This window comes from Paenibacillus sp. FSL R7-0216 (assembly GCF_037969915.1).
Classification (GTDB): domain Bacteria; phylum Bacillota; class Bacilli; order Paenibacillales; family Paenibacillaceae; genus Fontibacillus; species Fontibacillus rhizolycopersici.
This window is the reverse complement of record NZ_CP150222.1, coordinates 3,841,088-3,862,707: the sequence shown is the minus strand read 5'-3', so window position 1 is coordinate 3,862,707 and position 21,620 is coordinate 3,841,088. Positions and strand designations below refer to the sequence as shown.

The window sequence follows — 21,620 nt, the reverse complement described above, 5'->3', positions numbered from 1 at the left end:
GAGGCGGAACATGACATTAAAAGTTGGGTTTATCGGATGCGGCGGGATTGCAAAGGGCAAGCATATGCCAGCACTTTCAGAGGTCAAAGAGGTAGAAATGGTGGCATTTTGCGATATCGTTGTGGAGCGAGCAGAAGAAGCCAAAGAAAAATTCGGTACCCAGGATGCGCAGGTCTTTGATGATTTCAAGCAAATGTTAGCGAACACCGATTTGGATGTGGTCCATGTTTGTACTCCGAACTCTTCTCATGCCGAATTATCCATTGCGGCCATGGAAGCGGGCTGCCACGTGATGTGCGAAAAACCGATGGCGAAAACTTCCGAAGAAGCAAGAAGCATGGTTGAAGCGTCCAAGCGCACCGGTAAGAAATTAACGATAGGTTATCAAAACCGGTTCCGGACGGATTCAAGATATTTGCATGAGGTATGCAGAGAAGGCGAACTGGGAGAAATTTATTTTGGGAAAGCCCATGCGGTTCGTCGCCGCGCCGTCCCAACATGGGGTGTTTTCCTGGATGAAGAAGCCCAGGGCGGAGGACCATTGATTGATATCGGCACACATGCCTTAGACCTCACCCTTTGGATGATGAATAACTATAAACCTAAATACGTGGTCGGGAAAACCTATCATGCATTATCCCAAACTCCTAATGCGGCGAATGCTTGGGGATCGTGGGATCCTGCTCAATTTACCGTCGAAGATTCGGCTTTTGGTTTTGTTGTGATGGAAAATGGTGCAACGATCTTTCTGGAATCAAGCTGGGCCTTAAATAGTTTGGATACCAAAGAAGCCAAAACCACGCTGTGCGGTACTAAAGCGGGGGCCGACATGAACCATGGCTTAACCATTAATGGCGAAGATCACAGCTTGCTCTATGAGAAGAACATAAAGCTGCAACCGGGCGGTGCCGATTTCTATGATGGGGATATTGAGCGGCCGGAATTTCTAGAAGCGAATTCTTGGATCAATGCCATTCTCAATGATGCCGAACCTGTTGTGAAACCGGAAGAAGCCTTGGTGGTTACTGAAATTTTAGAGGCACTCTATAAATCTTCCAAGCTGGGCGAGCCCGTTTATCTATAAAAGAGGACCAAAGATTTCCATTCATCCGCGATGGCGATGAACCACGTGTCAAATAGAAGGGAGTACCAACCATGAAACTGGGCGTATTTACCCCGTTGTTTAACCATTTAAGCTTTGAAGAAATGATCGAGGAAGTTTCAAAAAAAGGGTTGCAAACGGTAGAAATCGGTACCGGGGGCTCTCCGGGCAACGCTCATTTGGATATTGACGAATTATTGGGAAGCTGTGATGCAAGGAAAGAGTACTTAGCTAAATTAGCCGACAGGGGATTGGAGATATCTGCCTTAAGCTGCCATCATAATCCGATCTCTCCGATCCCGGAAGTGGCGGCGGAAGCGGACGAATTACTCCGTAAAACCATAAAGTTGGCAAGTTTAATGAACATTCCCGTGGTGAACGGTTTCTCCGGCGTTTCGGGCGGGAATGCATCGGACACCCAGGTGAACTGGCCTGTATTGCCTTGGCCGACCGAATATGACGACAGCTATAATTATCAATGGGAACAAAAATTGATTCCTTACTGGAAAGAGATGAACGCGGAAGCGGAAGCCGCAGGCGTGAAGATCGGAATTGAGCTTCACGGCGGCTTCTTGGCCCATACGCCATATACGATGTTGAAATTGCGGGAATCGACCGGAAAAGCCATTGGCTGTAATTTGGACCCAAGTCATTTATGGTGGCAAGGAATTGATCCGGTAGCGGCCGTCAAAATTCTTGGCGAAGCCGGCGCAATCCACCACTTCCACGCAAAAGACACCTATTTGGATCAAGACAATATCAATATGCATGGATTAACGGACATGCAGCCCTACGGAAACGTGAAAACTCGTGCCTGGACCTTTCGCACAGTCGGCTGCGGCCATGATTTGAAAACCTGGTCGGATATCATTTCGGCCTTGCGGATCTATGGTTATGATTATGTTCTGAGTATTGAGCATGAGGATCCGCTGATGACCGTCGACGAAGGATTGACGCGTGCCGTAGCCAATTTGAAGTCAATTCTGATTCATGAACAACCTTCAGCAATGTGGTGGGCATAATAGTAGATAAACGGTATCAACAGGCAGGTTCAACGTTTTGCTTTCGGGCAAAGGGTTGATCCTGTTATTTTTTCTTGACTTCTTCCTTGAAGTCGCTATAATAGTAAAAGTGACCCGATTTTGTGCGGACACAACTTTAGTTAACGGGACGTAGCTCAGCTTGGTAGAGCACCTGGTTTGGGACCAGGGGGTCGCATGTTCGAATCGTGTCGTCCCGATCATGGAAACAGTCATCCTTTAAGGATGGCTGTTTTTGTTTTGCTTTTTTTTATGAGGCGCCGTTGTCTCCTAGAATTGAATAAACGCTCTCGCTATCGGCCACAATAGAGACAAAAGTCCGATAGAAGGGGATAACCGTGAATATCTTCCATATCAAAAAACATCTAAAAAAACGATGGAGAAGATGGAGACGCGCCATATGGACCGCCAGCGCCTTTTGTTTGATTGCGGTTATGGCCTGGATGGGGCTCCCATTATCTAATCAAATGGAAAAGCTGATGGCCCGAGAACCGATGGCGATCGAAACTTTGGGGAAGTGGCAGGAAGCTGCACCGGATGCCGATAAAGCGTGGTTGTTAGAGCTGGATGAGGATAAATCGCGAATCGTTCATTTGACGAAAATATATACCTGTGGCGAAGAAAGCACCGTTCTTGGAATTATGACCCCGGAGGAAATTACAACGCTCATGAAAGATCACCCTTCATGGGAGGGAAGACTGGGCGCAGGCGGCGACGTTTGGGTTGAGGAAAAAATCAATGGTCTTTCCGACACCTGCAAGACGAGGGGTTACATCGGTTTGGACAAGGATGGCAATTTGACGTTGTTTGACGGTCCACCGAAGAAGGAAAAGGTGATTCGTACTTTTTTTCAAATGGACGTGGAGATGATGGAGAGTGCGCTTCCGGCCGAAGTGATTCAACAACTACAGCAAGGAATTCGCATTCAGGATGTGGAAGAGTACAACAGCGTGCTGTCGACCTTTAGCGATTATGCGATTGAGCCCTCGGAAAGAGTCATGCAGCAGGATGATGAGGCATCGCGGTAGATCATCTCTCGTTGCTCCACTTTCCACCGTATGACAAGAAGGACGTTACTCCGTAACGTCTTTTTTGTGCTTTCTCCGGCAGTGCTCTCCTCTACAAAGTTTTTCCTCAATCTTTGCGATCTTTTGCTATAATAAAGTGAATACATATGTTCGCTTTACGCTGGAAGGGCTCCGTCTTAGGATCATGAGGAGTTTAGCAACGATAGGGAGAGATCAGTCTTGCGTATACTTGGAATTGACCCCGGCATCGCGATTGTCGGGTTCGGATTTATTGATAAACAAGGCAGTAAGGTGACGCCGGTGCAGTACGGCTGCATCCAAACCGAGGCTCATACGCCGGACGAAGAGCGGCTCTTGCATGTTTATGAGGCGATGGTTCAGTTAATCGACAAATACAAACCGGAAGCGGTGGCGTTTGAGAAGTTGTTTTTTAATCGGAACGTCACGACGGCGATGTCAGTTAGCCAAGCAAGGGGCGTGTTGGTACTTGCTGCGGTACAGAAGGGGCTGCCGATTGCGGAATATACCCCAATGCAAGTGAAGCAAGCGATTGTGGGTTACGGCAAGGCAGAAAAACGTCAGGTCCAGGAAATGACGCGCATGTTCCTGAAACTGCAGGCGATCCCCAAGCCGGACGATGTGGCGGACGCATTAGCGGTAGCCGTTTGCCACGCGCATTCTTACACATTAAATTCTAAAATAAACGAGGTATTGCGTTCATGATCGATTTTTTACGGGGGCAGATTGCCCATTTGGAAACAGAGTACGTCGTATTAGATGTGCAAGGGGTCGGGTATCGGGTGTTTTGTCCAAATCCGTACGCTTTGGCAGCCAAAGGGCAAGAAACGGTGACGGTCTATACCCATCACCACGTGCGTGAAGATGCCATTCTGTTGTTTGGTTTCCCGACCCGTGAGGAGCAGAAGCTGTTCCGAAAGTTGATTGAGGTGTCCGGCATCGGCCCACGTGTGGCGCTCGGGATCCTAAGCGGCGGTAGCCCGAACCATGTGGTGGCGGCGATCCATCAAGAGAATATCGCATTTCTGACCAAGCTGCCGGGAATTGGGAAGAAGACGGCACAGCGGATGATTCTAGACCTTAAGGACAAGCTGGAGGGCGTCGGCGGCACATTATTTGATCCGGTGCCTGCTGTCATTGGAGAGGCCGGGCTAGACGCCGGCAACCCGGGGTGGCCAGAGGCTCGCGAGGGCCTGAAGGCGCTGGGGTACACCGAGGCTGAGCTGGACAGGGTATGGCATCGTTTGAAAGACGATGTCGGGCCGGACGAGGCGGTGGATTCCGTCATGAAGAAGGCGCTCAAGCTGCTGTACGCCGGTTAAGGATAAGGACAGGAAGGGGAGCTTAGCGCATGATGGAGGACCGGATCATCTCCGCGAATTTGATGATGGAAGACCAGGCGGTGGAATTAAGCCTGCGGCCTCGTTATTTGGCGGAATATATCGGACAAAACCAGATCAAGGAAAACTTGAAAATATATATTGAAGCGGCGAAAATGCGTAAGGAAGCGTTGGATCACGTACTGTTATACGGACCACCGGGGCTTGGCAAAACGACGCTTGCGAATATCATTGCGAATGAACTTGGCGTCAATTTGCGGACAACTTCGGGACCGGCCATTGAGCGGCCGGGGGATTTGGCCGCGCTGCTGACCAATCTGCAGGAGGGGGACGTCTTATTTATCGATGAGATCCACCGTTTGCATCGGACGGTGGAAGAAGTGCTGTATCCAGCGATGGAGGATTTTGCGCTCGATATCATGATCGGCAAGGGGCCGAGCGCACGCTCTGTTCGGTTGGATCTGCCGCCGTTCACGTTGGTTGGCGCCACCACACGGGCGGGGCTCCTGTCGGCTCCGTTACGTGACCGTTTCGGGGTGGTCAGCCGCCTTGAGTTTTATAATATCGATGAGCTCAGCTATATCGTATCGCGGGGCGCGGACATTTTCGGCATTGAAATGGTTGGAGACGCGGCTACGGAAATCGCGCTTCGTTCGCGCGGGACGCCTCGGATCGCCAATCGCTTGCTAAAGCGGGTTCGCGATTATGCACAGGTACGCGGCGACGGCATGATTACCACGGAGATCGCCAAAGAAGCGCTGCAATTGCTGCAGGTTGACCCTATGGGGCTAGACCTGATCGACCATAAAATGCTGCGAGCGATGATCATGAGTTTCCGGGGCGGCCCCGTCGGGCTGGATACCATCGCCGCAACCATCGGCGAGGAGAGCCAGACGATCGAGGACGTGTACGAGCCGTATTTGCTGCAAATCGGTTTTCTGCAGCGGACCCCACGAGGGCGGATGGTGGCGCCGGCGGCGTATCAACATCTGGGTTTGCCGATGCCGGAAACGCCTTAACCTTAACTTGATTTAGCCCAACGGCATCATGAAGGAGGAGAAGCGGGTTTGAAACGTATAAAACGGACATTATCGTTAGGTCTATGGGGGAAAGGGATTCTTGCCGGCTTGCTGCTGGCCGGGGCTATGCACATGCCGGCATCTGCCGATCAATCGGACACAACGCGCGTGCGCGTGGCCATGTACTTGGATTTAGGCAGCACGTACAAATCGACGACCCCGGCAGTCACACTGAAAACAACGGCGGCCGCAGAAGCAGGGTTTGCAAACAACTCGATGTTGGAGCCTTGGCTCCAACTGGGGGCGGGAGGAACCACAAGATTTAGCATCAGCGGCTATAAGGTCAAAGCGTTAGCATCCGCAGATTGGGCCACGGTCGCGGCTGCGGTCAAGAAGCTGCAAAGCACGTCGGATAAGCCGGTAGCCTACGCGGTAGACCAAGCTGGGAGTACGGCATACCGCGTGTATACGGGGCCCTACGTCAGTGCGGCAGAAGCGCAGAAAGCGGCTGACCGGGTCAGCCAAACGTTGTCTGCTTCCTTGAAGGGCGGCAAAGCCGAAGCACGCGGACCGTTGTACGTATCCGCGGGTTCGTTTGCAAGTCAGGCGGAAGCCGTGAATCTTCGCCAAACACTATCCGCCCAGCAAGCGGAGGCGGTAGTGGCAATGACCGGACCGCAGCAATATGCGGTATGGGTTGGCGGCGCGCTAAGCGCATCGGAGCAATCTTCGCTGCAAACCGAGCTGTCCGGACTGTATCCGGGGATTTCCTGGGCCCCGGTGAACGAGAATGTCCCGGCCCTACTGCTGCACCGCGACGTGACGTTGAATTTGGACGCTCCTGCAGGCGTCGACCACTACGAGCTTAGCGGAGAAGGCACCAAGTTAACGATACGGGACGACGGCAATTCCCCGATCCAGGTCGTGGAGCGTTTTGCACGTAGTTACCGTGGTGATTTTGAGATCAGTAAAATGAACGGTCAGCTGGCTCTGGTCAACGAGCTGCCCTTAGAACAATATCTGTATTCCGTTGTCGCCGGTGAAGTCCCGTCGTCGTGGCCTCAAGAGGCGCTAAAAGCCCAGGCGGTCGCGGCGCGCAGTTATGCCCTGTACAATGCAGGACTAAACAAATTTAAAGTAGCCGGGCTTGTGGACACAACCTTAAGCCAAGTTTACAACGGTACGGAGAAGGAAGTACCCAGTATTGTCCAAGCGGTTGATGCCACGGCCGGTGAGGTGCTGGTTGCGGCGAATGGACAAATCGTGGAAGGCATTTTCGCGTCCAACAGCGGCGGCGTGACGGCGGATTCGAGCGAGGTTTGGGGGAATGTCAATCCGATTTACTCCAGCGTGACAAGCGATGGGGATGAATCGGCACAAGCCTCCTTGAAATCGTGGTATCATGTACTGCTGTCCAATGGGGTTACAGGATATGTTCGGGAGGATAATACGGCGTTAAACGGAACGACGCCAGCGGGCTTGCAGAAGTTGACGGTGACTACAAGCAACGTCTTGGTCCGTAAGCTGCCGCTCATTCAATCGGAAGTTGATCCGGTCGCCAAGCTGAATCCAGGTGACCTGGCCATCGTTTTGGACAAGGTGCCTGAATCCAGCTCCTATGCTTGGATTCGCGGACCTTTCAGCTCGGATGATTTAGTGAAGTCCCTTAAGGGAAAAACGTCTACGGAAGCACCGTCCCCTATTTTGAATCTGGAAGTCACCAAGCGTGGACCGTCCGGACGAGTAACGCAGGTCAAAGCTAACGGGCAACCGCTTGACGTCAAATATCCGGATTCGTATCGCTCTGCCTTAAACAGCTTACCTAGCACTTTGTTTGATATCGTTCAAACCGGACGGTATACTGTACAAGGTGCAGGAGGAAATACAGGAACAGGTACTGCCACGTCGGCAACGACGATACAGTCGGCATCAGGCAAGACGACGGCAAACAGCGGTTTAGTCGTGCTGAGCGGCGACAAGACGGCGCGCGTGATTGGGTCGACAAACCAATTTGTCTTCGTTGGCCGCGGAAACGGGCACGGCCTGGGGCTCTCGCAGTGGGGGGCTAAAGGATTGGCCGACGGCGGGTATGATTACCGGCAAATCTTGCAACACTACTACCAAAATGTGACTATCGTTAAGGAATGAATAAACCGATGAATGTGGATCTTTATGATTTCGAGCTCCCAGAAGAGCTGATCGCTCAAACGCCGCTGGCCGAACGAAGTGCTTCGCGCCTGCTGACGTTGAATAAACAAACCGGGGAAATCCGGCATCATACGTTTTCTGATATTCTGAATTATTTACAGCCCGGCGATACGTTGGTACTGAACGATACACGAGTCATTCCGGCCCGTTTGTTCGGAATAAAAGAGGATACCGGGGCCAAAGCCGAAGTGCTGCTTCTCAAAAATCTGGGCGATGACCGTTGGGAAGCCTTGGTCAAACCCGGCAAGAAGTTGAAGTCTGGCGCGGTCATCGCCTTCAGTGAGGAATTGCGGGCCACGGTCGAGTCGGAAGGCGAGATGGGCGGACGCATACTTCGGTTCACCTATGAAGGGATTTTTAATGAGATCCTGGATCGGCTGGGTCAAATGCCGCTGCCCCCGTACATCAAGGAAAAGCTGGATGATCGCGAACGCTATCAGACGGTGTATTCCAAACACGAAGGATCGGCTGCCGCGCCGACCGCGGGCTTGCATTTCACGGAAGATTTACTGGAGCAGGTGCGGGCTAAAGGGGTGACCCTCGCGTTTGTCACGCTGCACGTTGGGCTTGGCACGTTTCGACCGATGTCGGTGGACCGGGTTGAAGATCACGTCATGCATGAAGAATATTTTGTCCTGCCCCAGGAAACGGCCGACGTGCTAAACGAGACGAAAGCCAGAGGCGGAAGGGTCATAGCCGTCGGGACCACTTCGGCTCGAACGCTGGAGACGGTGGCCCAGCAATGCGGAGACGGCCCCATCGTCAAAAGCAGTGGTTGGACGGGGATTTTTATCTATCCCGGGTATCGATTTGGTTTGGTGGACGCGCTCCTCACGAATTTCCATTTACCGAAGTCGACGCTAGTCATGCTGGTCAGTGCGCTGGCGGGGCGGGAGCGAATCATAAGCGCTTATCAGGAAGCGATTGACCAAAGATATCGGTTCTTCAGCTTCGGCGACGCCATGTTTATTTATTAAAAGAAGAGGACGGTTGATCAGATTGGCAGCAGCAATAACCTATGAACATATCAAGACCTGCAAGCAATCCGGCGCCCGGCTTGGACGTGTGCATACCCCGCACGGTTCGTTTGACACGCCGGTGTTCATGCCGGTCGGAACGCAAGCCACCGTGAAAACAATGAGTCCGGAAGAATTAAAGGAAATGGATGCTCGGATCATCTTGAGCAATACGTACCATCTCTTTTTGCGGCCAGGACACGAGATCATTCGCCAAGCGGGCGGATTGCATAAATTCATGAACTGGGACCGGGCCATTTTGACGGATAGCGGCGGGTTCCAGGTGTTCTCTCTCAGCGAGATGCGCAAAATCACGGAGGAAGGCGTACATTTCCGCTCTCATCTGAACGGAGACAAACTGTTCCTCTCTCCGGAAGTGGCCATGGAAATCCAGAATGCGTTAGGCTCGGACATCATGATGGCGTTTGACGAATGCCCGCCGTATCCGGCGGAATACGACTACGTCAAGAACTCGCTGGAGCGCACGACCCGTTGGGCGGAACGTTGCTTGCAAAGCCATGCCCGTCCTCAGGATCAAGGGCTGTTTGCCATTGTTCAAGGCGGCATGTATGAGGACCTACGTAAGCAAAGCGCACGCGATTTGACTTCGCTAGATTTCCCGGGGTATGCTATTGGTGGACTGAGTGTAGGCGAGCCTAAGCCGCTGATGTATGAAGTGCTGGAATATACCGTTCCCCTGTTGCCGGCGAACAAGCCGCGTTATTTGATGGGGGTCGGTTCGCCGGACGCGTTGATCGAAGGAGCGATTCGCGGTATCGACATGTTCGACTGCGTCTTGCCGACTCGGATTGCGCGTAACGGTACGACGATGACCAGCCAAGGACGGCTCGTAGTACGCAACGCTCAGTATGCCAACGATTTCGGACCGCTGGATCCCGAATGCGACTGTTATACCTGCCGGAATTACTCCAGGGCGTATCTTCGCCACCTAATCAAAGCCGACGAGACGTTTGGGCTGCGGTTAACTACATACCATAATCTGCATTTTCTGATCAATCTGATGGGTAAAGTCCGTCAGGCGATTATGGACGATCGGTTGTTGAGTTTCCGGGATGAATTTTTTGAACAGTACGGTCTGTTTGGCAATGACAAAGGATTTTAAGCTATACCGTTAGCGATTTTAGAAAGGGGGATAAGACATGTTCTTTCAGTATGCCGCACAACAGCCGGCCGGCGGTTCGCTGGTCACCATGATCATTCCGTTTGTAATTATGATCGCCGTTTTTTACTTCCTACTGATTCGCCCGCAGAAGAAAAAGCAATCGCAGCGCTCTACGATGCTGAACGCTCTTAAGAAAGGCGACAAGATCGTGACGATCGGTGGTCTGCATGGGACGATTATGGAGCTTACTAACGACACGGTAGTGCTTCGCGTCAATGATGTAACCAAGCTGACGTTTGACCGCAGCGCGATCAGTCACGCCATTAAAGAGTCGGAAGGTTAATCGCGATAAAGACAAACCAAGAAAGAGCCTGTTGCGAACAGGCTCTTTTTCTTATATACCTCAGATTATTTCCGTCCCAAATTTACCCCGATCATTCCCCCAATGGCACCAATGACAACCCCCGGCAGGATCAAAGCCCATTCCTGAAAGCCTAGGGACGTATCCATGGCTAGAAAGCTGATCAGCAGCAAAAGCAGCACATAAAGTGCTCCGGTCAGAGCCCCTTGATACCATCCTTTCTGTTTCGCGCGTTTGCCGGATACGATCCCCCCGAACAAGACGGCAGCTACATGCACGAGATAGGTATATAACGTCATTTCGAACTCTTCCAGCATGTCTCCTTGGAGTAATAAGGATAAAATCAATGCGCCAATCATCATCCACAAAAATCCATACCATAACCCGGCAACGGTGGGTTGAGACAAACGAATCCCGAAAAATCGGCGGAACAAATGCATTGTGGTCGGCCTCCTGTCTTCAATGTCTACGACAGACGTTTTACCCCATCTTATGGTCAAGCTTTCCCAGATAGACCTGACTTGGCCAAATTGAGCGAGGAAGATTATTGCAAGCTTCCCGCATTTTAACCTGTGATATTTCGCATGGAAAGGAGAAGGGGCGGTCAGAATAGCTATACCATGTCTTGTGCGAACTTCTAGATCGAGGAGGGATTGCCCATGGTTGAGCATATGGCAAACCATATCTTCCGAACCGTCCTGATGTATTTCATGGTGTTCGGAGTCATGCGTATTATGGGAAAAAGAGAAATCGGCGAGCTATCCATCTTCGACCTGGTGATCTCAGTCATGATCGCGGAAATCGCCGTTTTTGCCCTGGAAGATATCGATCGGCCGATCTATGACGGAATTGTCCCCATGCTGACGTTGTTGCTGATCCAAATTGCGATCGCGATGCTGTCGCTCCGGTTTCGCAGGGTGCGGTTGTGGTTTGACGGCAAACCGAGCGTCATCATTCGAAATGGGCAAATCAACCGGAAAGAAATGAGGCGTCAGCGCTACAATTTGGACGATTTGCTGATGCAGTTGCGCTCGCAAAAGGTCGATAGCGTAGCCGACGTCGAATTTGCCGTATTGGAAACGAGCGGACAACTAAGCGTGGTTCCCAAGGACAAGTCCGAACAAAGGAAGGGGGGGCAACAAGCCCCAAAACGGGAAGCCAGTCTGTCCGCGAAAATCAAATTCGAGGCGCTTCCGTTGCCGCTCATTATGGATGGCAAGGTGAACGATGAGAACCTGAAGCAAATCGGGAAAACCCGCTTTTGGCTGAAAAATCAAATCCAGTCGAAGGGATTGACGGATTTTAAACAGGTGTTCTTTTGCAGCATCGATCATAAAGGAAAGCTTTATATCAATGCAATGGACGAGAAATAATCACAGCGGATTACATTCGGTTTCGGAACCATTTGCCAAAGATGGGAAGCCGCTTGAGGTCCTGAAGGTCAAACAATCCCATGATTCCGGCAAGAGCTAGATACAGCAACCCGGACAGCATCGCCGCTATTAAGAATTGCCATCCCATCTGTGAGCTGAGGACAAGGTTCTTATAGAAATAGTCAGCGGCGGCAGCCATAATGACCATTGCAGCACTAACCTTGAGCATATCAAGGAAGGGCAAACGGTAGCGAAGGGTCTTGGACACGCTGTACCCGTGCATGACTGTAACGATGATAAAGTTGACGATAATCGCGATAATCGCACCGTAGATACCTAGCGCCGGATTGGAGGCAAGGTAGAAGATCAGGGAAATTTTGATAATAGCCCCAACCAGCGTATTGATGAGCGCACGCCCCGGTTTGTCCAGAGCCTGCAACGTGGCCTGGAGCGGTGTTTGGATATACAGCAAGAGGGCAAACGGCGCCATGATCTTAAGCATGCCTCCGATGGAGTCATCGTTATAAACCAGCCGACAAATCGGTTCAGCCAGCACGAACATGATCGCGGCAAACGGAGCACCGGTAACGAGGGCAAGCCGTATGGATTGATGCAGTCGTAAATGGATCGTTTTGACATCTCCGCGTGCCTGGGCTTCGGCCAGGGAGGGAACCAGCGATACGGCAAGCGAAGACGTCAGCGCTCCGGGAAGCAGAAGCAGTGGGATGATCATCCCCTGCAGCGCTCCGTACTGGGAGGTGGCCACGGCGACCCCTACACCGGCGATTGCCAGACTTCGCGCGGTCGTGATCGACTCCAGCAGGTAGGATAACGAACCGACTAGTCGGCTGCCTGTCACCGGTATGGCGATGCGCAGAATCCGGCGCAGTGTGGCTCCAAACGGAGATTCGGTGGAGGTTAAAGGTTCGTCCGAGTTGGCGATGTCCGTGGGGAGATCCGCGATGGCGCTTGGTTTGGAGGACTCCAATCGCTCCCGCCGCTGCAGTCGGCGGTATTGCCACAGCAAGACGCCCATGCCGACCACTTCGCCGGCTACGACGCCAAGCATCGCCCCTGCGGCTGCGTAGGCGATCCCCATTGGGAGGAGCAAGTAAGAAAACCAGAGGACACCGATGATTCGGGCGACCGTCTCCATGATCGAGGAAACCGCCGAGGGGATCATATCCTGCTTCCCCTGGAAATACCCGCGATAGACCGATGATACCGAAACGATGATGATCATCGGACTCATGGCGATAAACGTATGATAAACACGTGGATCGGTGAGAACATACTTGGTGACCCAGGGGGCGCCAAATAAACAGAGAAAAGTAAAAAGAAAGCCGGCTGCCGTTGTAAACACCAAGCTTGTCCGCAAAATCGACACAGATCGCTCCGGTTTGCCCGAGGATTCCGCTTCTGCCACCAGCTTAGCCACGGCGAGAGGAATACCGCCGGTAATAATCGTAACCAGCACGAGAAAAAACGGATATCCGAGCTGGTACAGCCCAACGCCTTCGGCCCCGATCACACGGGGCAGCATGATGCGTGGAATGAAGCCCAGGAGGCGGTTCACGATCCCTGCCACCAACAGGATCATCGTACCCTGGATAAAGGTTTGTTTATTCAATCGAAACTCCACTCCCCCTGCAGCGCTCGTTGGATCTGGCAAAAACTCGATGCCGATAAGCTGCCTAATAAACTCGTAAACGAGGCTGTACAACCTCTCTCTTCATGGATATGACAAACCTGTCCCGGTTCATGACTTGTCTTTTTTGCAAGTTTTGAAAATGGAAGAACTCTTCTAAGCAGGATTCGGAGATTTAGGGTAGAATGTAATAAGACGGGTTTTCGAAGGAGGCTTGAAGCGTGGCTGAAGATCAAATGACGGACCAACAATTGAACGAGGCTGTCGAAAGCTTGTGCCGTAGCAAAGCCGAAGAATTCCAGCTAATCGGGTACGAGCATATCACTGGACCTGACATTTGGGAGTGTATCAGCCATAAATACGAGAAGGGCGGAGTCCCTCCCTTGTATCAACTGGTCAATGACATTCTTTCTCTGAAAGTAACCCAGTTTATGAACTATATGACGATGTCCGCTTATCGGGGATCCCGTTTAGATTGAATGGGATCTTTTTTTTCGTGCCGGTCGTTAATCAAATTGACAATATTAGATAAATTGACTGGTTTTTCGGCCATCGCTATAATAGGAATATTGAGAAATTGAAAGGGGAAAGAAGTACGGGATGAAAAGAATTATCGCATTCATAACCGTCGTGGTTGTCTCGTTTGGCATCATGGCATGGACAACTCCCGACCTGTTAAACAACGTACGTCTCGGCCTTGATCTGAAAGGCGGCTTTGAGATTCTATATGAAGCCAGTCCGCTTGAAGGCGGAGGCCAGGTCACGAAGGAGTCCTTGATCCAAACGGCGAAGAGCCTGGAGGACCGGGCCAACAAGCTAGGGACAAGCGAACCGGAAGTAACGACGGAAGGCACAAACCGGATCCGTTTGAAAGTGGCCGGTGTGACCGACGAAGAGACGGTACGCAAGACGATGAAAGAACCTGCTTCGCTGACGTTCCGCAGTAAGGACGGTACAGAGAAAAATGCCGACGAGTACAACAAGATCGAAATGATCGGCACGGACTTTGCCGCCAACGGGGCTAAACTGGAATTCACTCAAATGAATGAACCGGTTGTCAGCATTAAAGTGAAAAGCAAAGAGAAGTTTGCCGAAGTAACCAAACGCTTGCTGGGCCAACCCTTGGCGATTTATATGAACGAAGAACTGGTCTCCGATCCGGTCGTTCAAGCGGTTTTGACCGATGGGTCTGCGCAAATCAGCGTTGGCGGTGATTTGGATAAAGCGAAGGAATTGCGCGATAAGATTAACCTTGGTGCGCTTCCATTGAACCTGACGGAGAAATATTCCCAAAGCGTCGGAGCAACCCTGGGTAAACAATCGCTGGACAGAACGATCGAAGCCGGTCTGATCGGCTCGCTGTTCATCCTGTTATTCATGATTGGGATGTACCGGGTTCCAGGTTTGATTGCTGCGTTTACGCTGATCGTGCATACTTGGCTGCTCATTCTCGTGTTCGTTTGGGCGGACTTTACATTAACCCTTCCGGGGATTGCGGCTTTCATTCTCGGGATCGGGATGGCGGTTGACGCCAACATCATAACCAATGAACGGATTCATGAGGAAATGCGGACCGGCAAAAGCATTATGTCTGCTGTCAAAGCCGGGGACAAGCATTCCCTGCGTACAGTACTGGATTCGCAGATTACGACGATCATCGTTGCGGCCGTTATGTATGCGTATGGTACGGGGGCCGTCAAAGGCTTTGCCTTGGTGCTCATCGTGGAAATCGTACTTAGTATCGCCACGAATATCTATCTCTCCCGTTTCCTGCTGAACCTGCTGCTTAAAGCCGGCAAGCTGTTGAAACCGAAGTACTTCGGTGTGAAGGAGCGTGACATTCGTGAGCTTTAAAAAGAATTTGGATTACGTCCATCTGAGTAAATACTTCTACACCCTGTCAATCGTTCTGACGATTGCCGGCCTTATCTGTTTGTCGTTTTTCGGCTTGAACTATAGCGTCGACTTCAAAGCGGGATCTAATGTAGATATCTCGCTGTCCAAGCCGTTGACGGCTGAACAAATCAGCCCGATTCTAAAGAATCTGGGCATCGATGAGAATGAGGCGACCATCAGTCCCGGACAAGACCGGATGAACATCCGTTTTACGAAAGTGCTTAGCGAAGATAATGACGCGAAGCTGAAAGCGGAAATTACGAAATTGGACGATAAAGCTTCGTTCGAGGTGAATACGGTTGACCCGGAAATGGCCAAGGAGCTGGCACGCAACGCAATTTATGCCGTTTTGATCTCCTGCCTAGGGATTATCATTTACGTCAGCATCCGGTTTGAGTGGCGGTTTGCTGTGGCCGCGATCGTAGCGTTGCTCCATGACGCCTTTATGGTCATTGCCGTCTTCTCCATTTTCCGGCTCGAAGTTGATTTGACCTTTATCGTAGCGGTATTGACGATTATCGGTTACTCCATCAATGATACGATCGTTATCTTTGACCGGATTCGGGAAAATCTGCGTTTCTCCAAGCAGAAGTCTCGCGAGGATCTGATCAAACTGGTAAACCAAAGCGTAGCGCAAACGATCATGCGTTCCTTGTATACCGCGTTAACGGTGTTCGTAGCTGCGTTCTTCCTCTTCCTGCTGGGCGGGGAGTCGATCCGGATGTTCTCGCTGGCGATGGTAATCGGCCTGTTGTTCGGGGCGTATTCTTCCATCTTTATCGCCAGCCCGCTCTGGTTCGTCCTGAAGAGCAAGCAAAAGCATAAACCGGCCAAAGCATCCTAAGCGGCCGCTATGCCTGATTGAACCACCAATACATGAGCTGGATATGGATAGAGCCGCGTCTTATGACGCGGCTTTCGCAACTTTTCCGTTTTTACGTGCATCAGGAGGGTGATTATGACACGAGAACAAGCCGTAATTCCGGCACCCACAGCCTGGCCCGGCATCGTGGGGGATATCGTCCTAGCCGTATTCTTGGGGACGGTGGGTTTGCTGTATGGAAGCTTGGCTTTACTGGGCGGGGCTTTATATTCCGCGTATGATGCCGCCGCTGGCGTCGCTGCTAGGCTGCCCGGCCCGGGAACTCTCCGTTTACGGCAGTTCGGTTTGACGCCTACGGGCAAAGAGGCGCCCGAGCCGCTGCCAACCATTTTCTTCTCCGTCTTTCTGCTCATGGGCGCGGTGGAGCTAGGGATTGCGGCTTTCACCGACATCGCCGAGGCAGATACGGCTCCGCCGGAAACCTTCGTCTTGGCGGCCGTGCTCCTGTCCATGGCTTTACGGGAAGCCCTGTTTCAGATCAAGATGCGGTCTTCTCGCAGGAAGGCGGGTTTTGACTTGCAACCGATCGTCGAGAAACACCGTCATTCCCTGTTCTCCTCCGTCATTGTACTGGCCGGGGTCTTTGGAGCGATGGGAGGCCAAGCCTGGGATTTACCGGCCATGGTGTATCTTGAACCGAGTGCAGCGATTCTCGTAGCCTTGCATGTGCTGTTTCAAGTCTATCGGCTGGTGAAGCGCTCCATCTACGGTTCGTCTGCGCCGCAGCTCCGCGAAGAAGATGCCGCTTCATTGGTAGAAACGGTACAGCGCGTGCATGGTGTGATCACCGTAGACGATTTAAAGGCACAGGAGAACGGCCATTATGTGACCGTGACGGCCAAAATTTGCGTTAACCCCAAGATCACCGTTATGGAAGCCAATGACATCGCCAATCGAGCTAAAATGCTGTTACTAAACCGATTTTCCCATATCACTGATGTTCGGATTCATGTCGCGCCTTATGAGGCGGGGTATCCGTACAAGAGCAATACCGAGGAATCGGATAGCGATTTGCCGAACTTGCTTCAGTAAGCCGGCCCTGGGAAAGAACTGACAGGAAGAAAGAAGGTGCCGCTTTTGCTTCATTCCAAATACCGCTGGACACCGCTGCCCTGCGACGAAGAGGCTGCCAGCCGGCTCGCCGGTCATTTGAACATTTCCCCGCTGCTCGCGTCTTTGTTGGTTACGCGGGGGATGGAGAACTCAGCGGAGGCGGAGCTTTTCTTAAAAGGAAGCCTTGTGGATCAACATGACCCCTTACTGCTTAGCGGCATGAAGGAAGCCGTTCCTCGTATCCGCCGCGCGGTGGAAGAAGGCGAACGGATCTTGATCTATGGGGATTACGACGCCGACGGCGTTTCGTCCACGACGTTGATGATTTATCTGATGAGGCGCCTCGGCGCTACATATGACTTTTATATTCCGCACCGAACTAAAGAAGGTTACGGCCTGCATATTCCGGTATTAGAGCATTTTCATAAGAAGGGCTTTACGCTGCTCGTGACGGTAGATACGGGAATTAGTGCGGTTGATCAGGTGGCATACGCCAATGCGGCCGGGATGGATGTGATCGTCACCGATCACCACGAACCCCCGGCGGTTCTGCCAGAAGCGTATGCCTTGATTAACCCCAAGCTTCCCTACTGCACATATCCCTTTAAGGGGTTGGCTGGAGTCGGAGTAGCCTATAAGCTGGCTCAGGCGCTGCTCGGGGATGAAACCCCTGAAGCATGGACAGAGCTCGCCGCTTTGGGGACGATCGCCGATCTCATGCCGTTGACCGGAGAAAACCGCGTCATCGTCAAGGCAGGTCTCGCCTCGATGGCGCGATCGGCCTTCCCGGGAATGACGGCGCTGCTCGGGACCTCCGGCTGGTCCAGCGGAGAAGTGACTTCGACAGCGGTCGCCTTTGGATTGGCACCGCGGATCAACGCCAGTGGCCGCATGAGCCACGCTAACCGAGCTGTCTCCTTGCTGACGGCAGAGAGCATGGAAGAGGCTGAAGCGATTGCCGAGGAGCTGGATGTGCTTAATAAAGAGCGTCAAATGCTCGTTGAGGACATGGTTGAAGAGGCGCTTCAGCAATTGGAAGGCCAGGCGGAGGCGGAGGGATTACCCGACGTGATCGTCGTAGCCGGCGAAGGCTGGAACGCCGGCGTCGTCGGGATCGTCGCCTCCAAATTGCTGGAACGTTATTTTCGCCCGACTATTGTGCTGGGCATCCACCCGGAAACCGGGGAGTGTAAAGGCTCGGCCCGTTCCATCCCCGGCTTCGACATTCACGAAGCGTTAACGGATTGCGCCGACCTATTGGATCATTACGGCGGGCATCCTTCCGCGGCGGGCATGTCCCTTGGCCGGGAGCATTTGGAGGAATTCGGCCGGCGACTAAATGCCTTTGCTGCCGACCGGCTTCGTCCAGAGCATTTCGTGCCGGTCTTGCAAACGGATTTGGCTTGCTCCTTGAAGGACGTCACGCTCCAAGCCATCGAGCAGCTTCAGCATCTTGCGCCGTTCGGTATGGCTAACGCTTGCCCAAGGTTGCTTCTGAAGGATCTGAAACTACTGGAGTGCCGACAGATGGGCAAAGACGGCAAGCACTTGAAGCTGATTCTCGGCCAAAACGGAAAGACCGTAGAAGCGGTCGCGTTCGGCAAGGGCGATTTGGCCTCACTGCTGGCGGAGGAAGCACGGGTTGATATCGTCGCCGAAGCCGGAATTAACGAATGGAATGGGGCCCGCAAGCCGCAGTTGATGATCCAGGACCTGGCAGTCTCGCACCTGCAGGTATTCGATTACCGCGGCTCCCGGAATCCGGCGCTTCTGCTGGAGGAGCTACGCGGCAAGCTGGCAAAGCTACCCGCCTGCGGTTCGGGAACATCCGCCGTTGTGCTTAACGCGGGTTCCGCTTTTTACCAGTCCCGTGATTTGAAGGATACCCCGGTTTGGGTATATGATAAGAACGTTGGCGCGCTTCCTGGGAATGACCTCGCACAATCGGCGGGGAAAGACGCGATGACGACGCTGTTTGTCATGGAACTTCCGGAATCGCCGGAGGGATGGACCGGGATGATGTCCGCTTTTGCCGGATTGGAGCGCATCTATATGTTACATTCGCCGCGAGCGCCGCAGGAGCGAATCGAACCGCCTTCTCGGGATCAGTTCAAGCTGGTGTACAGCTTGATCTATCGTGGGGCGGAACAGGGATTGCGCGAGGAAGATCTGTTGGCTGCGCTTGCGAAACGTACCGGCTGGTCCCAGCGAATGCTGGAGATGTCGCTCGGTGTGTTTGAAGAACTAGGATTTATTATCCGGGCATCTGGAATGATTCGGCTCCATCCGTCACCTTCCAAGCAGGCCTTGGAAACCTCAAGCCGTTATCGAGAGCTGGGAGTGCTGGCTGAGATCGAGCAGATGCTGCAGTTTGGTCGGGTGCCGGAAATTACTGAATGGATGCTTACCCATATTCAGGGAGCTTCATAAATGATTTTTCGAGAAAATGAAATGATTTCGCACGCATTTGAACTAGGAGGAGATTGGTTTGGATTTTAAAGAGTACATTCGGGTGATTCCTGATTTTCCTCAGCCTGGCATCAGTTTCAAGGACATTACCACGCTGTTGAATGACGGCGCCATGTATCGCAAGGCGGTCGATGAACTGAAGCAGTTGGTGTCCCATCTTAAGATCGATCTGATCGCCGGTCCCGAGGCTCGTGGTTTCGTGGTTGGCGCGCCGCTGGCTTACGCGCTGGGCGTGGGGTTTGTGCCGATTCGCAAAAGCGGGAAGCTTCCCTATGAAACGATTGAGGTGGAATACGACCTGGAGTACGGTAAGGACCGTTTGGCGATGCATAGCGATGCGGTGAAACCGGGGCAAAACGTCCTAATCGCTGACGATTTGCTGGCAACCGGGGGGACGATTTCTACCTCCGTTAATCTGGTTCGCCAGTTGGGCGGCAACGTCGTCGGCACCGCGTTCTTGATCGAGCTCAGCGAGTTGAACGGCCGCAAGAAGCTGCCGGAAATCGATGTATTCTCGCTTGTGAAGTACGAATAAGCCGAAGAAGAGAAGGGGCTGTAGCCATGTGATCCATGGCTACAGCCCCTTGTTTGTTAAGTGAGTGAGCTTAATGCGCAGCGTCCTCATTGTCGTTGCTTAGCTTCAGGACCTGAATCAGCTTGAAGAACAAGCTAAGCAGGATCCCCGCGATCGTTGCCAGCGCCATGCCCTTCAGCGCGACATTGCCCATGGTCAGCGTGGTGCCGCTAAGACCGATGACGAGCACGATCGTCGTCAACAACATGTTGGTCGGCTTGGAGAAGTCGACCTTCTGCTCAACGAAGATACGCAAGCCCGAGGCCGCGATCACGCCGAACAAGAGCAGGGACACACCGCCCATAACGGGAGGCGGGATCACGGCGATCAACGTGGAGAACTTCCCGGAGAAGGAAAGCAAAATCGCGAAGATGGCCGCGCCGCCAATTACGAATACGGAATACACGCGGGTTAACGCCATGACGCCGATGTTCTCCCCATAGGTCGTGTTCGGCGTCGATCCTACAAAACCGGAGAGGATCGTAGAAATCCCGTTCCCCATGAGCGATCGATGCAGGCCCGGATCCTTGGACAAGTCCTTGCCCACGATGTTGCTTGTCACCAGCAGATGGCCGATATGCTCCACGATAACGACCAGCGCGACCGGTATGATCGAGATGATGGCGGAGGTATCCCATTGCGGCGTCGTTACCGTCGGCAGGGTAAACCATTTCGCATTGGCAATAGCCGCGGTGTCCACCTCGCCCATGAAGTAGGCTAGTACATAACCGGCAACGATCCCGATCAGGATGTGGATGATCTTTGGAAAACCGCGGAACAAGACCGCGCCAAGTACCGTAACGCCTAACGTTACGAGCGACAGCGTGATGTACGTCCCGTTGGGCGTCCAGCCCTCCGAGCCATCACTGATCCATCCGGCCATTCCGGCAGCGACCGGAATCAACTCCAGACCGATCAGAGCTACGATGGCACCCATGGCTGCAGGCGGAAACACAACATCGATCCACTTGGTACCGGCATACTTGATCAGCAGGGCGACCAAGAGGAAGATGACGCCGGTGACGATGAACGCGCCGAGCGCTAGGGCGTAGCCGTTCCCCGGATGACTCAGCAGAACCGCCTGAACCGGTGCGATGAAAGCAAAGCTGGAGCCCAGATAGGCAGGGATTTTTCCTTTACAGATGAGGATGTAGAGCAGGGTGCCGATGCCGTTCATTAGCAGGATCATGCCGGGGTCTACGCCAAACAGGTTAGGCACCAGCACCGTGCTTCCGAACATGGCAAACAAGTGCTGCAGGCTTAACAGCACGCCAGGTCCGAACGGGACTTTCTCGTTAACTTGAATTTCACGTTGCAACGCGTTCACTCCTCTATAGGTACGTTCATAAGATAACTATCCTTAATAGGATAATGACTATGCCGACAATTTTCAACAGAAAATTACTTGACTTTTGCCTTTGATCCTTCCATCATCATTCCCTAGGTTTGCCTGTAGGCATACGGCCAGG

The 21,620-nt window shown here is 52.6% G+C and carries 20 protein-coding genes and 1 tRNA gene; 18 read left to right on the top strand and 3 right to left on the bottom strand.

Going from position 1 to position 21,620, the window contains the following annotated elements:
- The first annotated feature begins 10 nt into the window (after nucleotides 1-10).
- From MKZ15_RS17615 to yajC, 11 genes are all read left to right on the top strand, one after another.
- Complete coding sequence (locus MKZ15_RS17615) at nucleotides 11-1,084, top strand: Gfo/Idh/MocA family oxidoreductase (protein ID WP_193418964.1); 1,074 nt, start codon at nucleotides 11-13, stop codon at nucleotides 1,082-1,084.
- 71 nt (nucleotides 1,085-1,155) lie between these two features.
- Entirely contained in the window at nucleotides 1,156-2,124 is a 969-nt protein-coding gene (locus tag MKZ15_RS17610; protein WP_339817171.1) for a sugar phosphate isomerase/epimerase, read from the top strand.
- A gap of 144 nt (nucleotides 2,125-2,268) precedes the next feature.
- Nucleotides 2,269-2,342, top strand: a tRNA-Pro gene (locus MKZ15_RS17605).
- Nucleotides 2,343-2,480: 138 nt separating this feature from the next.
- Nucleotides 2,481-3,170: a BofC C-terminal domain-containing protein gene (locus MKZ15_RS17600; RefSeq protein WP_193418960.1), complete on the top strand. Its 690-nt coding sequence runs from the start codon at nucleotides 2,481-2,483 to the stop codon at nucleotides 3,168-3,170.
- Nucleotides 3,171-3,389: 219 nt separating this feature from the next.
- Complete coding sequence (gene ruvC, locus MKZ15_RS17595) at nucleotides 3,390-3,893, top strand: crossover junction endodeoxyribonuclease RuvC (protein ID WP_155608754.1); 504 nt, start codon at nucleotides 3,390-3,392, stop codon at nucleotides 3,891-3,893.
- Complete coding sequence (ruvA, locus tag MKZ15_RS17590) at nucleotides 3,890-4,510, top strand: Holliday junction branch migration protein RuvA (protein WP_339817170.1); 621 nt, start codon at nucleotides 3,890-3,892, stop codon at nucleotides 4,508-4,510. Before ruvC ends, ruvA begins: the two co-directional genes overlap by 4 nt.
- A 32-nt stretch (nucleotides 4,511-4,542) precedes the next feature.
- The gene (gene ruvB, locus MKZ15_RS17585) at nucleotides 4,543-5,547 is read left to right on the top strand and encodes a Holliday junction branch migration DNA helicase RuvB (protein WP_339822485.1); all 1,005 of its coding nucleotides are present in this window, start codon (nucleotides 4,543-4,545) and stop codon (nucleotides 5,545-5,547) included.
- A gap of 126 nt (nucleotides 5,548-5,673) precedes the next feature.
- Nucleotides 5,674-7,695 carry a SpoIID/LytB domain-containing protein gene (locus MKZ15_RS17580; RefSeq protein WP_339822482.1) on the top strand — a complete coding sequence of 674 codons (2,022 nt, stop codon included), beginning with the start codon at nucleotides 5,674-5,676 and terminating at the stop codon, nucleotides 7,693-7,695.
- Nucleotides 7,696-7,703: 8 nt separating this feature from the next.
- Nucleotides 7,704-8,732 (top strand): tRNA preQ1(34) S-adenosylmethionine ribosyltransferase-isomerase QueA, encoded by a 1,029-nt coding sequence (gene queA, locus MKZ15_RS17575; RefSeq protein ID WP_339817169.1) that lies wholly within the window; start codon nucleotides 7,704-7,706, stop codon nucleotides 8,730-8,732.
- 22 nt (nucleotides 8,733-8,754) lie between these two features.
- The gene (gene tgt / locus MKZ15_RS17570; RefSeq protein ID WP_155608751.1) at nucleotides 8,755-9,894 is read left to right on the top strand and encodes a tRNA guanosine(34) transglycosylase Tgt; all 1,140 of its coding nucleotides are present in this window, start codon (nucleotides 8,755-8,757) and stop codon (nucleotides 9,892-9,894) included.
- Between the two features lie 37 nt (nucleotides 9,895-9,931).
- Entirely contained in the window at nucleotides 9,932-10,237 is a 306-nt protein-coding gene (gene yajC / locus MKZ15_RS17565; protein WP_155608750.1) for a preprotein translocase subunit YajC, read from the top strand.
- Between the two features lie 65 nt (nucleotides 10,238-10,302).
- On the opposite strand, the gene MKZ15_RS17560 is transcribed toward yajC, so the two are convergent.
- Nucleotides 10,303-10,695: a TIGR04086 family membrane protein gene (locus MKZ15_RS17560; protein ID WP_339817167.1), complete on the bottom strand. Its 393-nt coding sequence runs from the start codon at nucleotides 10,693-10,695 to the stop codon at nucleotides 10,303-10,305.
- A gap of 219 nt (nucleotides 10,696-10,914) precedes the next feature.
- Here MKZ15_RS17560 and MKZ15_RS17555 point away from each other — a divergent pair, with 219 nt between their 5' ends.
- A complete protein-coding gene (locus MKZ15_RS17555) occupies nucleotides 10,915-11,628 on the top strand; it encodes a DUF421 domain-containing protein (RefSeq protein ID WP_339817165.1) in 714 nt (237 codons plus the stop codon).
- A 10-nt stretch (nucleotides 11,629-11,638) separates the two neighbouring features.
- Here MKZ15_RS17555 and spoVB read toward each other — a convergent pair whose 3' ends face one another.
- The gene (spoVB, locus tag MKZ15_RS17550; RefSeq protein ID WP_193418954.1) at nucleotides 11,639-13,258 is read right to left on the bottom strand and encodes a stage V sporulation protein B; all 1,620 of its coding nucleotides are present in this window, start codon (nucleotides 13,256-13,258) and stop codon (nucleotides 11,639-11,641) included.
- Nucleotides 13,259-13,497: 239 nt separating this feature from the next.
- Here spoVB and MKZ15_RS17545 point away from each other — a divergent pair, with 239 nt between their 5' ends.
- From MKZ15_RS17545 to MKZ15_RS17520, 6 genes are all read left to right on the top strand, one after another.
- Entirely contained in the window at nucleotides 13,498-13,755 is a 258-nt protein-coding gene (locus MKZ15_RS17545) for a post-transcriptional regulator (protein ID WP_193418952.1), read from the top strand.
- 121 nt (nucleotides 13,756-13,876) lie between these two features.
- Complete coding sequence (secD, locus tag MKZ15_RS17540) at nucleotides 13,877-15,130, top strand: protein translocase subunit SecD (protein WP_155608746.1); 1,254 nt, start codon at nucleotides 13,877-13,879, stop codon at nucleotides 15,128-15,130.
- Nucleotides 15,120-16,016: a protein translocase subunit SecF gene (gene secF / locus MKZ15_RS17535; protein ID WP_213623961.1), complete on the top strand. Its 897-nt coding sequence runs from the start codon at nucleotides 15,120-15,122 to the stop codon at nucleotides 16,014-16,016. Before secD ends, secF begins: the two co-directional genes overlap by 11 nt.
- A gap of 114 nt (nucleotides 16,017-16,130) precedes the next feature.
- Nucleotides 16,131-17,087: a cation transporter gene (locus tag MKZ15_RS17530; protein WP_339817161.1), complete on the top strand. Its 957-nt coding sequence runs from the start codon at nucleotides 16,131-16,133 to the stop codon at nucleotides 17,085-17,087.
- Nucleotides 17,088-17,132: 45 nt separating this feature from the next.
- A complete protein-coding gene (recJ, locus tag MKZ15_RS17525; protein WP_339822479.1) occupies nucleotides 17,133-19,538 on the top strand; it encodes a single-stranded-DNA-specific exonuclease RecJ in 2,406 nt (801 codons plus the stop codon).
- 58 nt (nucleotides 19,539-19,596) lie between these two features.
- Nucleotides 19,597-20,112 carry an adenine phosphoribosyltransferase gene (locus tag MKZ15_RS17520; protein ID WP_155608744.1) on the top strand — a complete coding sequence of 172 codons (516 nt, stop codon included), beginning with the start codon at nucleotides 19,597-19,599 and terminating at the stop codon, nucleotides 20,110-20,112.
- A gap of 70 nt (nucleotides 20,113-20,182) precedes the next feature.
- On the opposite strand, the gene uraA is transcribed toward MKZ15_RS17520, so the two are convergent.
- On the bottom strand, nucleotides 20,183-21,469 hold the full coding sequence (uraA, locus tag MKZ15_RS17515) for a uracil permease (RefSeq protein WP_155608743.1): 1,287 nt from the start codon (nucleotides 21,467-21,469) through the stop codon (nucleotides 20,183-20,185).
- Nucleotides 21,470-21,620: the final 151 nt, after the last annotated feature.